The following is a 15,782-nucleotide window of genomic DNA, read 5'->3' on the forward strand; positions in this document are numbered from 1 at the left end:
GCTAGGTGTCCTTTAGGCCGCAGCGATTTCATGGGGCTCAAAACTATCCGCCCGGGCCATCTGCCACATCCGCGAATAAAACTCGCCGTTCACCTCCCCAGTGAGCAACTCGCCGGGCTTCAAGAACACATGCAGCTGTGAAAACAGCTTGATCTCAGTCGCCGACATGCGCCGTACCAAGTGCTTGGCCGACAATTGCGACGGATGCTCCAGCCCTGCGGCGGCGAGCATTTCTGCCAGGGCGTGCAGGGTGTTGCGGTGGAAGTTGAATACGCGCTGGGCCTTGTCCGGCACCACCAGGGCGCGTTGACGCAGCGGGTCTTGAGTCGCCACGCCGGTCGGGCATTTGTTGGTGTGGCATGACTGAGACTGAATGCAGCCAATGGCGAACATAAAGCCGCGTGCCGAGTTGGCCCAGTCGGCGCCGATGGCCAGGACGCTGGCGATGTCGAAGGCGCTGACGATCTTGCCGCTGGCGCCGAGCTTGATCTTGTCGCGCAGGTTCAGGCCCACCAGGGTGTTGTGCACAAACAGCAAGCCCTCGCGCAGCGGCACGCCGATATGGTCGGTGAACTCCACCGGCGCGGCGCCGGTACCGCCTTCCTTGCCGTCGACCACGATAAAGTCCGGAAGGATGCCGGTTTCGAGCATGGCCTTGGCAATGCCCATGAACTCCCACGGGTGGCCTAGGCAGAACTTGAAGCCAACCGGTTTGCCACCGGACAGTTCACGCAACTGGGCGATGAACTGCATCAGCTCGATTGGTGTGGAGAACGCGCTGTGGCGCGACGGCGAGATGCAGTCTTCACCCATCATGATGCCGCGGGTGTCGGCGATTTCCTGGGTGACCTTGTGCTTGGGCAGAATTCCGCCATGGCCGGGCTTGGCGCCTTGGCTCATCTTGATTTCGATCATGCGCACTTGCGGGTTCTGGGCCTGCACGGCGAAGCGTTCGGGGTCGAAACGGCCGTCGCTGGTGCGGCAGCCGAAGTAACCGCTGCCCAGTTCCCAGGTGAGGTCGCCGCCGTTTTCTCGGTGGTAGGGGCTGATGCTGCCTTCGCCGGTGTCGTGGGCAAAGTTGCCGAGCTTGGCGCCGTGGTTGAGTGCGCGGATCGCGTTGGCACTCAACGAGCCGAAGCTCATCGCCGAGATATTGAACACCGACGCCGAGTACGGCTGCGTGCACTGCGGGCCGCCGACCATCACGCGAAAGCTGCTGGGGTCGCTCAGGGGCGCAGGGCGCATGGAGTGACCGATAAATTCGAAGCCTGACTGGTACACGTCAATCAGGGTGCCGAAAGGTTTGTCTGCTGTTTCGTTTTTAGCCCGCGAATACACCAGCGAGCGCTGGGCACGGGAGAAGGGCAGGGCGTCGCTGTCGGACTCCAGCAGGTACTGGCGGATTTCCGGGCGAATGGTTTCCACCAGGTAGCGGATATTGCCCAGGATCGGGTAGTTACGGCGCACCGCGTGGGGCGTTTGCAGCAGGTCGAAAATGCCGATCAGGCTGAGTACACCGGTGACTATCGTGATCGGCCACAGCCATTCATGTTCGATAAAGGGGAGGCTGGCGAGGGTGAAAATGACACACACAGCGAAGAAGGCGTAGCGGCTTAACAAGGACAGGCTCATACGGTTTCCTTGGGTTCGGACTCTTCAGGTCGATTGCCCATTCTGCACCTGTCGTCAAAGCACGGACAAGGATTGATCTCCCAGTCGTTTTTTTATACTTCGGCTTATTTGTACAGACAAAATATCTATCAGCTTGATAGAGGAACGTATGACGCCCCCGACACCACTCATTGGGTGTCTGGTTGTGACCGGGCATCGGGAAAGTAAGGACACTTTTATCAAGAGGGAATTTATAACGATATAAGCGAGTGACTTACCTATGATGGCATCGATTGTGGCAGCAAATGTTTTTTCCAGTGTCTGGAGTTCTGCGCCTTCCAGTCACGACTGGGATAAACGCCAGTTAACCGGCTCGCAGCGCGAGCAGATCGCCCAAGAACATAAACAAATGCAAGGTATTGAGAAACCTGAGCAGGATGTGAGCCGAAAGCCGGAATTTGCCACGGGCCGTCCACCGGGTGATAACCGCATTGCGGAACAAATCATCAACGACAATCCGATCCTCAAAAACCTCGGTCATCAAAAAGATATTAATCGTCCATTGGCCTATAAACTTCTGGGTGATTGGACGAGCAATAACAAAGCCCCTGAAGCACGAGCGGATGCTGCCTTCAACGTTGCACGGGTGCTCAACTATATTGATACGTCCTTATCGGCTGACGGCGAACATCGAGGCAAAGCCCATGGCAATGGCGACCTTGAAGGAATCACCCGTAGCGGTGATGCCCGGCGCGGAACTCCGGCTGGTATGTGGAAAGATTTTACGGAGCAGGGTTATTACGCCTTGCGCGACGATCACCGCCTGGATAGCACCAGCGATACCCATGTGAAGGCCGACGGCACCAACAAAGATAATCTGCAGTGGGCTGCCAGCGCAGCTGGAAAGAGAACCTGGTTCATCCCAGGGCTCAGCAATATTCTTCTGGGCATCGGCAATGCAGACCAGGGGGGGGGCGGGGCCCTCAAGGGGGCCAAGGATGGTTTTGACAAAACCCGGGTCGATGGTTTTGATCAAGCACTCGCCAGTGCTGCGCGGGGAAATATCTGGGGTGTCGTAAAAGGGTATGCCAGTGCTGTGAACAAAAATGAGGCCACGCCGGAACAGGTCAAGACTGTGTTGAATAAGGTGGGCAGCTGAAATCGGAGGGGGCTTAACCGTTGGCGTTCAACCAGATGGCTTTGATTCTTGGAAATTGATTTCCTACAAGCCCGATAAGTCCGTAGATATCTACACAACTTTGTCGTGGTAGACGATCTTGGCCCGTCAGGTAGGCATGCGTAGGCTGTCAGGCCGCCATCGCAGCATCGGTATCTACACAACTCTGTAGCGCTCAACGGTAACCACGATGCGAAGCGAGCCGCTCTTGATCTGCTCTTGATCTTGATCTCAGGCGCCCCGTCAAACCACGCTGGCCGGAATTCGACAGTGATTTGGGGGGTAAACCGGCAGGGATGCCGGTTTAGCCGCCCCGCGCCATGGATGGCGCGTGGCGGCGGCCCCCAAAATCACTGGCGGATTACGGGCACACCGAGCCTAGGCGAGGTGCCGAGTGGTGGGGCAAGAGCGTTTTGCTTACTTTTGCGCTGTTCAAAAGTGAGCCGCCGTCCGGGCGGAACCCTAAGTGGCCGTTACCGCAGCAATGGATATGTACACAATCCAGCTGCGTTGACTGTCAGGCCGCCATCGCAGGCAAGCCAGCTCCCACATTTGGATTGCGGTGCCTCAGGGAGATAGGCGCCAGCTGTCCGGTCGTGACGGGAGCAAGCTCCCTCGCCACAGGTCCAGCGTCGTATCGAAGTTGTGTAGATACCTATGGCCATCGCAGGCAAGCCAGCTCCCACATCTGGATCGCGGGGGGAGATACCTATATCCATAGATCTGCGCAATCTATTCTTATTGCAATAGGTTCTCGTTTGGCTGCTTGATCTTGTGTTACTGTATAACAAATCAACCGTACCCAGACGCCCCGGAGGCCTCATGAAAGCTGGTATCCACCCCGACTACCGCACCGTGCTGTTCCACGATACTGCCGCCGACGTGTTCTTCCTCATCGGTTCCACCGCCGACAGTGATCGCACCCATAAACACAGCGACGGCAACACCTATCCCTACATCCCGCTGGACGTCTCCAGCGCCTCGCACCCGGTCTACACCGGCCAGCAGCGCAAGACCCAGGCCGAAGGCCGGATTGCCGGGTTCAACAAGCGCTTTGCCTCGTTTGGATCGAGCCCGAAAAAAGCGGATGAATGAGCATGAGTCGGCGGCGTGTCCTACGCCGCCGTCTGCCGAATCGGCAGTACCACCCGAAACTTCGTACCCTTGCCCAGCTCACTGCTGACGCTGATATCGCCACGGTGTTTCTTGACGATCCCGTAGGACAACGACAAGCCCAACCCCGTACCTTCGCCCACCGGCTTGGTGGTGAAGAACGGGTCGAAAATCTTCTGCACGGTGTCGGGGGCAATCCCACAGCCGTTGTCTGCGACTTCCAGCCACACGTGTTCGCCTTCCACCCCATTGCTGATGGTAATGGTGCCGCGCTCCGGGCCCATGGCTTGTGCGGCGTTGATCACCAAGTTCATCACCACCTGATTGAGTTGCGAGGCCAGGCATTCGATTTCCGGCAGCGGCGCGTAGTGCTTAATCACATCGGCCTTGTACTTGAGTTCGCTGGCGACAATGTTCAGTGTCGAGTCGATGCCTTGCTGCAGGTTGGCAAATTGCCAGGTCTGGTCGTTATCCACCCGTGAGAAGTTCTTCAGGTCTTTGACAATCTGCACCACACGGCCGATGCCATCCTTGGACTCGCGGATCAGGATCGGAATGTCGTCCTTGAGAAAATCCAGGTCCAGCTCGTTGCGCAATGCCGTGAGTGGGTCGCGATGTTCTGGCTCAGCAATATGCGCTTCGCTGCGCTGGTAAGCATCGAGCATCTGTTGCAGCTGTTTGAAGTAGCCGTCGAGGGTGCTGAGGTTGGAGGAAATAAAGCCCACGGGGTTGTTGATCTCATGGGCGACACCGGCCGCGAGTTGCCCCAGTGAGGCGAGTTTTTCCGACTGCACCAGTTGGCTTTCCAGGTGCTTGCGCTCTTCAATTTCCAGTTGCAGCGCTTGGGTGCGCTCTTCCACCAACCGCTCCAACTGCGAGGTTTGCAGGGAGGCGCGGCGGGCCATGTCCCATTTGTTGGCCAGGGTGTTGGCCATTTGCTGGACTTCGATATTGTCGAATGGTTTTTTCAGGATCAGCAGGCGGTCGTGGGCGTGCAGGCGAAACAGCAGGTCATCCCAGGAGTAGTCCGAGTAGGCGGTGCACACCACCACTTGCAAATCGGGGGCGACTTTCCACAGCTCTTCAATGGTCTTGGCACCGTCCCAGCCCTGGGGCATGCGCATGTCGACGAAGGCCAAGGCATAGGGCCGCTGTTGCGCCATGGCGCTGGTCAGCAAGCCCAGGCCTTCCTCGCCGCCATACGCGCCGTGCAGTTCGAACGTCTGGGCTTGAGGTTTGGCCGCGTCGCCAAACAGTGCCGACTCCATCTCATCCAGCGCTTCGGTTGAGGCTTCGTCGGGCATCAGGATCTTGCGAAAATCCTCATGAATGGACGGTGTGTCATCGATCAGCAGGATGCGCCGGTTGGGAGGTTGGTTCATGAGCTGCTTCCGGCAAGGGTCAAGGGGATGGTCAAGGTGAAGACGGCGCCAAGGCCCGGCCCGTCGCTGTGGGCGCTGAGCTGGCCGTTCATTTCCACGGCGGCCAGGGCGCAGCTGTGCAGGCCGAAGCCGTGGCCTTCCTTGCGGGTGGTAAAACCGTGGGTGAAGATGCGTGCCATGTTCTCAGGCGGTATGCCTTCGCCGTCGTCCTTCACACTGATCTTCAGGGTCTCGTCGCCTACCGATTCCACCGCCAGGGTGATTTGCCGTGGCCGCTCAGACAGTTTGTCCATGGCGTATTTGGCATTGCTGATCAGGTTGACCATGATCAGCAGCAACCGGTGCTTGTCCGCCAAGATCTCCGGCACCGGGGCGTACGCCTTCACAACAGTGACATGGTGACGGCTTAGCGCGCCGGCGTTCATGCGCAGGGCGTCGTCCATCAAGGCGCTGATATTGACCGGCTCCAGCAAGGTAGACGCACCCGCATAGGATTGCTGGGTCGAGACGATGTCCTTGATGTGGTCCACGCTTTTGCTCAACTGCGCCAGCTCATCGCTCATGCCTTGCTGTTCGATGGCAATCGCTTCGACCAACTGGTTCAGATAGCCCGGCAGCAATTTGCCCTTTTCATCTTCAGTGAGGAAAGTGCCCAGGTCGCCCTGGTGGGCGTTAATCAACTGCATCGCCTTGCCCAGGCCGAGCGCCTTGCTGGCGCGCAGTTTGCGGCTGACCAGGTCGGCAGAGATATTCACACTGTTGAGCACGTTACCGACGTTGTGCAGCACGTTGGTGGCGATCTCTGCCATGCCGGCCTGGCGGGCGCTGTCCATCAGCTCGCTCTGGGCATCCTTGAGCTGTTGCGTGCGCCGCTCCACCCGTTGCTCCAGGGTTTCGTTGGCGGCCTGCAACGCGCGGTTGACGCGGTTGATCTCGGCAAAACTGCGCAACAGGCGCACCGCCAGGTAAAGCAGTAGCACCACCAGCAAGGTCGAGAAGATCAGCAGGTAGCGATGGTATTGGTGGTCGATGAGGTCAGCGGCTTGCTGGTCTTGATTAATGTGGGTGGTCAGGTCATCCAGGTGTTCGGCCACCGGCACGGCGGCAATCTGCTCAAGCAGGCTGTTGACCCGTGGCTGTTCGCGCAGGATCAGCGAAATATGATTGCTGAGAATCTCTACCGGTGCCTGGAACTCACTGGGCAGGCTCTGTTGGTTGATGGCCAGTTTGCCCAAGCCCACCAGGATATCGGCGGCACGTTCGTCGCTGGTGACCTGGGCGAACTCCAGGCTGCTGAGCAGCAGGTCGTAGGTGTCGGTGGCCACGCTTTGCAGTTGCAGCCGGCTTTCGTCGGTCATGCTGTTGAATTGGGCCTGGATGTCGTCCTCGGCCGTCGGCAAAAAAGCCAATGAGTTCCGTAACACCGCGTTGTGGGATTTGAACTGGTCGACCAGCCGGGCTTTTTCTTCGATGGCCTTTAGATACGCGGCATGGCTGGTTTGCCAACCGGGCAGGTCGGCAGCCCTGTGATAGGTGTTGCGGCTCTGCAGTTCAGCCCCGATGCGGGTCATTTCGGTCAGCGGTGTGACCAGTGGGTCGTAGTTGTGGGTAATCGCGATGCGGGCCTTGAGCACTTCGCTGTCCCACTGGGCATTGAGCTGCTGGAGCTGGCGGATCAAGTCACGCGACTGGGTATAAGTGGCTGTCTGGTCGCGCGAAGATTTGAGGTACAAAAACACCAGTGTGGAGGCCAGGAACAGGGTGATAAGGCCTAGCAGGATTTGGCTGGTATGTCGGCGTGACAAGGGTCTCATAGTGGCTTGCCCGCCCATTCGCCAGTCAGGGTCTTGAGAAACTGGATAATCAGGTCCTTGTCTTCCTGGGACGGGTTGCGCCCCAACTGGTACTTGAACATCACGTCAACCGCCTCTTCAAGTGTCTTGGCCGAGGCGTCGTGAAAGTACGGCGCAGTGACGGCCACATTGCGCAGGCTGGGCACCTTGAAGACATGGCGGTCCTCTTCATCCTGGGTCAGCAGGTAGCGCCCCAGGTCCGATTCCAGCGGGTTGCCGCGGGCCTTGAAGTAGTCGCCCATCACGCCGAACTTCTGGAACATATTGCCGCCAATGTTCACCCCCTGGTGGCAGGCGATGCAGCCGTAGTCCTTGAAGCGTTGATAACCGTATTTTTCCTGTGTGGTCAGGATATCGGTATCGCCCAGCAAGTATTGGTCAAACCGCGAGTTGGGTGTCAGCAGGGTGCGCTCGTAGGTGGCCAGGGCGTTTTGCACATTGGAGGCGGTGACGCCATCGGGGTAGGCCTGCTTGAACGCGTTCTGGTAAGCGGGCAGGGTGGACAGGTTGTGCACCACGGTATTCCAGTCGCTGCCCATTTCCACCGGGCTGATCACCACCTGCTCGACCTGGGCCTCCAGCGTGTCCACCCGACCGTTCCAGAATTGTTTGAAGTTCAGGCTGGCGTTGAACACAGAAGGGGTATTGATCTGCACCGGCTTGCCGTCAAAGCCAATGGAGAACGGCTTGTTGTCGGCGCCGCCGCTGGTCAGTTGGTGACAGCTGGCGCAGGACAAGGTGTTGTTGACCGACAAGCGCGGCTCATTGAACAGCTGGCGACCCAACTCAACCTTGACCGGGTCCAGTACGGGAACCGCCGGCAAGGGCTTGAGCGCTTCGTTCAGCGGCGCGGCTGCGAGCGGTGCGGTGCCCAGGCATAACGCCAACATCAGGCCAGAACGGTGGTTTACGACGTTGCTCAAGCGAGCACTCCTTGCAGGCCTAGGGCTATTTATTTTATTGATCGGGCATCAGTGTCGCGCTATCCGTTTGCAGCAACTGCACAAAATCTTTCGAAGGCAGCGCCTTGCTGAATAGAAAGCCCTGGCCCTCTTCACACTGCTGGGCTTTGAGGAAATTCAGTTGGTCAATGGTTTCCACGCCTTCGGCAATGATGTTCAGCTCCAGGCTCTTGCCCATGCCGATGATAGCGCTGATCAGCTGTTCGTCCTGGCTATTGATGCGCAGGCCGCGCACGAAGGATTGGTCGATCTTCAGCACGTCGATGGGAAAGCGCCTCAGGTAGCTGAGGCTGGAGTAGCCGGTGCCGAAATCGTCCAGGGCCAGGCGGATGCCCATGGCCTTGATCTTTTGCAGGGTCTCCACGGTTTCATCGACGTTCTGCATCAGCACGCTTTCGGTGATTTCCAGTTCCAATTGGGTGGGCGGCAGGCCCGTTTCTTCAAGGATGGCGGCCAGGTTGTCGACGAAGTCCCGTTGGCGAAAGTCGATCGCCGAGATGTTCACCGACATGCGCAGAGGCGCCAGGCCCATCTCGCGCCAGGCTTGGGCTTGTGCGCAGGCTTGGCGCAGTACCCATTGGGTCAGGCGTACGATCAGGCCGCTGTCTTCGGCCACAGGAATAAAATCCGCTGGGCTGACCCAGCCCGACTGCGGTCGAAACCAGCGTGTCAGCGCTTCCGCGCCGACGATGCGCCCGGACTCCAGCGCCAGCTTGGGCTGGTAATGCAGCACAAACTCATCGCGGTCCAGCGCCTGGCGGATCGCGCTTTCCAGGTTTTGCTGATGCTGGGCGCGCAGGTTCATGTCTTCTGTGTAAAAGGTGAAATCCCCCGGGCCGCGTTCTTTGCTGGTGCGCATCGCAGTTTCAGCGTGCTTGAGCAAGCCCACGGCGTTGTCGCTGTCATTGGGGTAAATACTGATGCCCAGGCTGGCGCTCACACTCAGGTCATGCCCCGCGACATGGCGAGTCGCGCTGACGGCATTGAGTACCTTTTGTGCAATATGTTGGGTTTGCTGGGGATGCTGGATATCGTTGAGCAGCACCACGAACTCGTCGGAACCGTAACGAAACACCGAATCCGACGCCCGTATCGCCGCCACCAGGCTCAGGCTCACCTGCGCAAGCACCTCGTCGCCTGCCGGATAGCCCAGGGCGTTGTTGATGCGCTTGAAGCGGTCGAGCCCCAGAAACATCACCGCCAGTTGCGTGTCGTGCCGCCGGCTCAAGGCGATCGCCTGGGTCAGTCGGTCGCCGAGCAAGGTGCTGTTGGGCAACTCGGTCAGTGCGTCGTATTGCAATAAATGCGAGACCTTGAGCAGCTCTTGCACGCGTTCCTCGATGGTGCGCTCCAGGCTGATCACCTTGAGGGCCGCGTCCTGGGCCAGCTGCCATTTCCAGGTCAAGGCGCTGGCCATCTGGCGGATTTCCAGGTGGTCGAAGGGCTTTTTCAGGATCAGCAGTTGGTCGTTGTATTTCAGGCGTGCTTCGATGGCCTCGAAGGAATAGTCAGAATAGGCCGTGCAGAGGGCGATTTGCAGGTTGGGGTCCGCCTCCCACAGCTGTTCGATGGTGTGCAGGCCGTCCCAGCCAGGGGGCATGCGCATGTCGATAAACACCATGGCGTAGGGCGAGTGGGCGTCCAGGGCTTTCTTGACCAGCGCCAAGGCTTCTTGCCCCTGATAGGCCGAGTCCAGGTCAAACGCCTGGCGCACCGGCGCCGTGGTGCCGAACAGGGCGGACTCCAGAGTATCGAGGGAGGGCTCGCCGTGCTCGTCGGCACAGAGGATCTTGCGAAAATCCTGGTGGATCGAAGCGGTGTCGTCGACGATCAGGATGCGCCGGTTGGCCCGGCCCGATTCCGTCTTCATGGCGCACTCGGCACATGCAAAAGGCTTGATGGCATGACAATTCCTTCCCTGGTTCCACAACTGAACGGGGCGCGAGTATGCAATGCAGCATAGTTGAGTTCCCTTGATATCGACGGCCAGTTGGCGTCAAATCAATCGCGCTTTGTATTGCGCAGATTCAATTTAGCTTAACTTCGTTTAATTTGAAGGCAGAGTCGCCATGGATGAACCACTCGCTACGAAGTCTGCTGTTTTGCTGGTCGACGATGAAGAGTCGATCCTAAACAGCCTGCGCCGCCTGTTGCGCAGCCAGCCCTATGAGGTGGTTTTGGCCACCAGCGGCGCCCAGGCGCTGGAGATCATGGCGACCCGGCCCATCGATCTGGTGATGAGCGATGCGCGCATGCCCGGCATGGACGGCGCCACGCTGCTGGCCGAGGTCCACCGCCTGTACCCCGCCACCAGCCGTATCCTGCTCACCGGTTACGCCGACCTCACCACCATCATCAAGGCGATCAACGACGGGCAGATCCACCGCTACATCAGCAAACCCTGGAATGACGAGGAGTTGCAGCTGGTGTTGCAGCAAACCCTCGAGCATCAACGGCTTGAACGCCTGGCCCGAGACCAGACCGAACAGCTCAAGCTGCTCAACGCCACCCTGGAAAAACGCGTGGCGGCGCGTACCGCCGAATTGCAACAAACCGCCGACATGCTCGACCTGGCCTACGACGAGCTCAAGCGCAGCTACGTGACCGGCACCGAAGTGTTTTCGCTGCTGGCCAACCTGCGCTTGCCCAAAGACAAACAGACCAACCGCGCGTTGATCGAGTTGATCCGCGTGTACTGCGCCGCCCAGTCCATGGACGAAGCCAGCACCCGCGACCTGACCATGGCCGCCGCGTTGTACAACATCGGCAAGTTGAGTTGGACCGACAGCATGATGGTTGCACCGTCGGACAAACTGCATAGCACCGACCGTGGCTTGTACCGTGAGTATCCGGGGCAGAGCGAGTCGCTGCTGATGACCCTGGAGCCGATGAAGGACGCGGCGCGGATCATTCGTCATCACCAGGAACGCTGGGACGGCACGGGGTTTCCCGACCACCTCAAGGGCGATACGATCCCGCCCGGTTCACGGCTGCTGAAGTTGGCGGTGGACTTTATCGAATTGCAAAAAGGCCTGATCCTGGAGCGCCACCTCAACAGCGACGAAGCGCTGTTGTATATCCGCAAGTACGCCGGGCGCCTGTATGACCCGGCGTTGGTGGAAGATTTTGTGCAAGCCTGCGCAACCTTCCTCAGCGACGTAACCCTGGGCGACCCTACGGTCAAAGTCCTCACCACCCGTGAGCTTGAGGCCGGTATGGTGCTGGCCCGCAACCTCAACGCCGATAACGGCATGCTGCTGCTCAATGCGGGCAAGGTGCTGAACTTGCCGCTGGTGGACAAGCTGATCGCGTTCGAAGCCATGGAGGGCGCCAAGTACAGCGTGTTTATCAAGACGCCCGACGAGGTGGCGCCACTCCTGTAGCTATACGCCCCAGGCTACGTGCTTGCTGCCGTGGTAATCAAAGATGCCCCTGATGATGTAGACATCTTTGCCACCTTCTTTGCCGTTCTGTTCAATTGCCACGCGCCAAAGACCGCGGCCCGAGCCGGCCTGTACTTGGGGTAAATCGACATAGGTGTAGTTGCCTATTCGCTTGCGGCTGAGACGTCCGGCTTGGATATCCTGGATGATTTGCTCAAGTTTGGCCGTGGCGGGGGCGGGCATGAGTTTTTTCTGGGTGTGCGCCAGATCATCGAGCTTCACGATGTTGATGTGCGGATCGCGAGTGGGTAGGGGCAGGACATCCGGGGCCGGGGGCACGGACGGCTCTGGCCTTTGGCCTCTGGCTGGAGGGCGGGGTTGCTCAAACTCCAAGGGCGTAGAGAATTTGGGCAGGGCCTTTTCAAATGCTGTGACGTCTTTGCTGTCCACCATGGCTATGCCAGCGTCTGCCCCGTGCTGGCCTCGGGACAGGGCGATATAGGGAACGCCGGATTTTTTGAAATCCTCTGAAAAGGAGGTGACTTGAAGCCTGGCCATTTTCGCCTTGAAGGTATCCTTCATGAACGCATCCAGGGTGCTTTTTGTCTCAGGCAGCAACAAGAATCGGCGTATCGCCTGCTGGTGTGTAATTCCTTGATCGGAGGCGAGTTGATTAATACGTCGTAGGTGTTCTGGCTTGTTTGCAAACACCGTCAGTGCCGCCTCTCGCCAAGTATAAAGTTCATATTTTGCCGCGAATTTATCCATCGCGGTCTGATGTTTATTCGTGATGGCATACCCGACAAATTGTGCCTCCGTATCGGGGTCGAGAACGGCAATCGATGTTCTGATTTGTTTGTCTAAGTTGTCGTTTTTGCCAATGAGCCTTTTGACTTTCTTAAACAGTTCCTCCTTGTCCAGCGCAGACAGATGTTGCGCAAAATGATGGGTCGACAGGTGTATATGTTCAAGCGTGGCCAGTTCGGACCGCAGGTTTAACACGCTATTGCGCAATCTCTCTTGGTGGGTCCGGCTCAGGCTTTTGGGGTTCGATACCCAGCGGCGAAATTCAGCTTCATCCAGGGGGCCGAGCTGTTGTCGGGCGTGAGTGATCAAGTTGAGTTTCAGGGCCGCGTCGGTTTGTTCTATGACGCGCTCGAAATCGCGCATTTCCCCTTCTGTTGCGAAAAGCCGCATGGCCGCGATCATGTCCGCGTCCACTTGCTGTTCAGGGGGCAGAGAACGCAGGGCGCCCAGAACGGAACCTCCGCCTACAGCATTTCGTTCGAAGCGGGGCTTCCAGCTCTTTGCGTCTCCTGGCACGACCATGAAATCCACCTGGTTACCTGCCGGGTCTTTTACATAGCGTGCGCCGTCCTCTACATAGGACTGATACAAATGATAGCGGCCTGTAGAGTCGCGCATCGCGATAAACTGGTTATTGTGTTTATCAAAAAAACACGGTGCGCTGCCCGACCGGCGCAACAGACGGTATCGGTGGGTGCGGGCAAACTCAGCTACGTCAAAGTGCGGTGTTATCTGCTCAGGCAGCCGATACGGGGCCGCATTGACCCAGGCGGGTTCCAGCGGGCGGACTGAAGCACCGGTCTGTACGAGGCCGGTGTTCCTGCCCGTACCAACTTTACTGGCCAGTCCCGGAATGCGCCGCCCAAGCTGTTTGGCCACGTCTAATCCACGGTTGATACCTCGACGCAAAAACGACAGGGCGGTTTTGCCGGGTATCAGCCCGAGCAGAAAGTCAGCTGCGTCCACTCCAAACATAAAGGCGTTCACCGCCGACTCGCGGAAAATTTGCGCATTGCTCCGTGAACGATAATCGGCGTGCGCGAGCTGAAAACCCAGTTGCGCCGAATACAGGTAGGCGTGGAAATTGCCGGTTATCGGTGACAAGGTGTAGCGGTACACACTGCGCGTATCGTTGAGGATCCGCGTTATCTCGTTCGTATCCTTTGTGGCCATTTGGGAACTGAAGTAGGTCTGCCATTCGGGTTTTGCTTTCAGCGTGTCCAGCTCTGCCAGCCCGTTGACCAGTTCCCTGAACGGCCCGCCATCTGGCGCATCCGGGGTATACAGCACACTGACCCCATCAGGCTTGGTGCCTTTTCGATGAATGACCAGGACGCGATGCATGACCTGTCCGCCTTGACCCCTCTTCTGCGCGGCACCCAATACCAGTAGGTTGACCTCTATCTCGAACTCGCTGACCCGGGGCCGGGTAGTTGAATCGGGGTGCTCGGTAACTGCCTTTATCCAGTCAAGCCCACTGCCTGGCGTCTTGAATGTAAACAGCTTGGCGGCGTCAGGGTTGAGACGGCTCTCAAGGGCGTCCTTGTTCATTCTTGCCGCGTTGGCGCGCTGCCAGGCTGTTGCAAAGGTGCTTGTCCCGCTGCTCTGCGAGAAGGCTGAGCGCAGGTACGTATCGTATTTTTGGCCAATGTCAGCCTCTGTGGCGAGGGCACGCAAATCGTCGTTCCCGAGTTTTCCGTGATGGTTGCCGGCCGTGTCGACGATGTTGACGGTAGCGCTGATTATTCTGTGTATGCCATGCACCGACCAAGGGTCGACATTACGTTGGGTGTAGTTTCCCAGTGTGCGCAAATCCACCACGGCTTGGGTACGCCAGGTGCCCCACATTAGTTTTTGGCCCGGCAGGCACTGCGGGATATGGATCTTGCGGTCTTCGCTGATGTAGACAAGGGTGGCCGCCTCGTTACGATACCCCGTCACCTCGGCGGACCGGGAGGACGTTGTCACGCGCAGATGAACCAGGCTTCTATAAGGGTCAATATCCACATTGGCATACGCAGGTTTCTGTTTTTTCAGCACCCGGTCGGTCTCCTGCTGGGAGAACGCTTCCAGTGTCAAGATCTTCTCAAGATGAGGCGCGAGCTCTTCATTGCTGTCAATCAGTTCCTGCTCCAGTTGCCTGTACCGGGCCTGGTCTTGCTCGTTGGAGGCTTTCAACCATGCGGGTTCGGTCGTCAACAAGCGTAGGGTGCGTGCCATAAAGGCATTCGCGACATCCAACTGTGGCGTCAGGTCTGCGGCCAGGTCGAGTTCGCCTGTGGTGGGTAAGGGCTCCCTGTGCAAGCTATTGCGGACAGAGAAATGTTGCCTGACTCGCAATGCGCGGACACTGTCAGCAATCACGTCAGCGTCTATCGGTGACGGGGCCGTCGTCAGTACGGGCAAGCCGTTCAGCGCGGCGCGCGCGGCCGTCGGCAGGCTTGCGATCAATAGCTTGCCTGCCGCTGAGCCGTCTTGTATGCGGGTTGCGACGGTATCATTCAACCGCGCCAGGTTTTCAAACTCCTCAAACTCCTCGCTTGGGCTATAGAGCATCACGTTGCCCGACAGAGGCGTCGTGCCCGTGGGGGCCAGAATGAATGCGCCGGCGAATTCACTGCCATCCTCCAGTGCCAGCCGGTACACCGTGGGCCTGTTGTCGAGGGTAAACACCTGTTCACGTGCCGCAGCACTTGGGTACTTGAGCACGTTCTGCGCCAGCGTTTGTGCATGCGCCGACAACGTGCCGTCCACCGAGCGCAATGCCAGTTGATGGGCCAGCACTTGTCGTCGCAGTGCGACCAATTGCCCCTCCGTGTCGGCTTGGGAGGGCTCGCCAGTCCCCCAGAATGTATTCAGGCTCAAGGTGATGGCAATTTCCAGCCTGGCGGCCAGGGTTGTCATCGAGGTAGTGGGAGATAGGCGTTTATCGGCGTCCAGGGTGTTGCATTCGCGGTAGAAGGCGCCGCTCTCGTTGGTGAGATAAGACGCTGCGCCAGGCGCGCGTAAGCTGGCGAGCAGCGAGCCCAGTGGTTCGCAGGACAGCAGGTGCTTTTGCCCTTCCTGGTCTTCGCGATAGCGAGTGAAAAAAATCTGGTTGGGATTGATGGGCAGATGTACATCGGGAAAGATGTCGGCCAATTGCTGCTGGTACACACGGCCGACACTCGGCTGTCGCTCTACCAGCTCAGAGGTCTGTGCATTGAGTTCGTCGAGTTCACGGGTGAGGTGAGCCAGCTGTTCTTCGGCAGAAAGTGACGCCGGCGGCACGACCGCAAGCGTCATCGGTTGCACGGTAGTGGTTGACGTGCTGTCGGCCGGCAGCGGTTGCGGTTCGTCAGTGGATGATTCTTTGAGGGCAGGCAATGAATTGTGCATGAGTAAACTCTTATAAAAGGGCACGGCGCACCGAGGTGCAGCGAGCCCTGCTGAATATGAGTTTGCGAGTTTAGGGTGGCCGAAACTGGACCCTGCGGTGTATGTATGTCGGAAAA

9 protein-coding genes are annotated in these 15,782 nt (G+C 58.4%); 3 read left to right on the forward strand and 6 right to left on the reverse strand.

All coding sequences use genetic code 11. The features are described from left to right. Nucleotides 1–12 precede the first annotated feature (12 nt). The gene (locus tag N2A98_RS05780) at nucleotides 13–1,632 is read right to left on the reverse strand and encodes an FMN-binding glutamate synthase family protein (RefSeq protein WP_044274709.1); all 1,620 of its coding nucleotides are present in this window, start codon (nucleotides 1,630–1,632) and stop codon (nucleotides 13–15) included. Nucleotides 1,633–1,891: 259 nt separating this feature from the next. Here N2A98_RS05780 and N2A98_RS05785 point away from each other — a divergent pair, with 259 nt between their 5' ends. Then, nucleotides 1,892–2,770 (forward strand): hypothetical protein, encoded by an 879-nt coding sequence (locus N2A98_RS05785; protein ID WP_275623140.1) that lies wholly within the window; start codon nucleotides 1,892–1,894, stop codon nucleotides 2,768–2,770. An 840-nt stretch (nucleotides 2,771–3,610) separates the two neighbouring features. Beyond that, nucleotides 3,611–3,883 carry a type B 50S ribosomal protein L31 gene (locus N2A98_RS05790; RefSeq protein WP_003188912.1) on the forward strand — a complete coding sequence of 91 codons (273 nt, stop codon included), beginning with the start codon at nucleotides 3,611–3,613 and terminating at the stop codon, nucleotides 3,881–3,883. 20 nt (nucleotides 3,884–3,903) lie between these two features. On the opposite strand, the gene N2A98_RS05795 is transcribed toward N2A98_RS05790, so the two are convergent. From N2A98_RS05795 to N2A98_RS05810, 4 genes are read right to left on the reverse strand one after another with little or no spacing between them, the layout of a single operon-like run. Further along, on the reverse strand, nucleotides 3,904–5,283 hold the full coding sequence (locus tag N2A98_RS05795; RefSeq protein WP_125969594.1) for an ATP-binding protein: 1,380 nt from the start codon (nucleotides 5,281–5,283) through the stop codon (nucleotides 3,904–3,906). Continuing rightward, nucleotides 5,280–7,097, reverse strand: coding sequence for a DAHL domain-containing protein (locus tag N2A98_RS05800; protein ID WP_275623141.1), 1,818 nt, complete (start codon nucleotides 7,095–7,097; stop codon nucleotides 5,280–5,282). The genes N2A98_RS05795 and N2A98_RS05800 overlap by 4 nt, the downstream gene beginning before the upstream one ends. Next, a complete protein-coding gene (locus N2A98_RS05805; RefSeq protein WP_044274724.1) occupies nucleotides 7,094–8,059 on the reverse strand; it encodes a cytochrome c peroxidase in 966 nt (321 codons plus the stop codon). Before N2A98_RS05805 ends, N2A98_RS05800 begins: the two co-directional genes overlap by 4 nt. 34 nt (nucleotides 8,060–8,093) lie before the next feature. Continuing rightward, nucleotides 8,094–9,968, reverse strand: a complete 1,875-nt coding sequence (locus N2A98_RS05810; protein WP_044274723.1) for a GGDEF and EAL domain-containing protein — start codon at nucleotides 9,966–9,968, stop codon at nucleotides 8,094–8,096. Nucleotides 9,969–10,167: 199 nt separating this feature from the next. On the opposite strand from N2A98_RS05810, the gene N2A98_RS05815 reads away from it, so the two are divergent. Beyond that, on the forward strand, nucleotides 10,168–11,481 hold the full coding sequence (locus N2A98_RS05815; RefSeq protein WP_044274722.1) for an HD domain-containing phosphohydrolase: 1,314 nt from the start codon (nucleotides 10,168–10,170) through the stop codon (nucleotides 11,479–11,481). Here N2A98_RS05815 and N2A98_RS05820 read toward each other — a convergent pair whose 3' ends face one another. Then, a complete protein-coding gene (locus N2A98_RS05820; protein WP_275623142.1) occupies nucleotides 11,482–15,666 on the reverse strand; it encodes a hypothetical protein in 4,185 nt (1,394 codons plus the stop codon). Between the last annotated feature and the right edge of the window lie 116 nt (nucleotides 15,667–15,782).

Origin of the sequence: Pseudomonas sp. FJ2-5-13, assembly GCF_029201605.1 — a bacterium.
Taxonomy (GTDB): domain Bacteria; phylum Pseudomonadota; class Gammaproteobacteria; order Pseudomonadales; family Pseudomonadaceae; genus Aquipseudomonas; species Aquipseudomonas lactis.

Bases quoted from the DNA above. Each gene is read 5' to 3' on its own strand.
- N2A98_RS05780 (WP_044274709.1), bottom strand. From the start codon at position 1,632: ATGAGCCTGTCCTTGTTAAGCCGCTACGCCTTCTTCGCTGTGTGTGTC.
- N2A98_RS05785 (WP_275623140.1), top strand. From the start codon at position 1,892: ATGATGGCATCGATTGTGGCAGCAAATGTTTTTTCCAGTGTCTGGAGT.
- N2A98_RS05790 (WP_003188912.1), top strand. From the start codon at position 3,611: ATGAAAGCTGGTATCCACCCCGACTACCGCACCGTGCTGTTCCACGAT.
- N2A98_RS05795 (WP_125969594.1), bottom strand. From the start codon at position 5,283: ATGAACCAACCTCCCAACCGGCGCATCCTGCTGATCGATGACACACCG.
- N2A98_RS05800 (WP_275623141.1), bottom strand. From the start codon at position 7,097: ATGAGACCCTTGTCACGCCGACATACCAGCCAAATCCTGCTAGGCCTT.
- N2A98_RS05810 (WP_044274723.1), bottom strand. From the start codon at position 9,968: ATGAAGACGGAATCGGGCCGGGCCAACCGGCGCATCCTGATCGTCGAC.
- N2A98_RS05815 (WP_044274722.1), top strand. From the start codon at position 10,168: ATGGATGAACCACTCGCTACGAAGTCTGCTGTTTTGCTGGTCGACGAT.
- N2A98_RS05820 (WP_275623142.1), bottom strand. From the start codon at position 15,666: ATGCACAATTCATTGCCTGCCCTCAAAGAATCATCCACTGACGAACCG.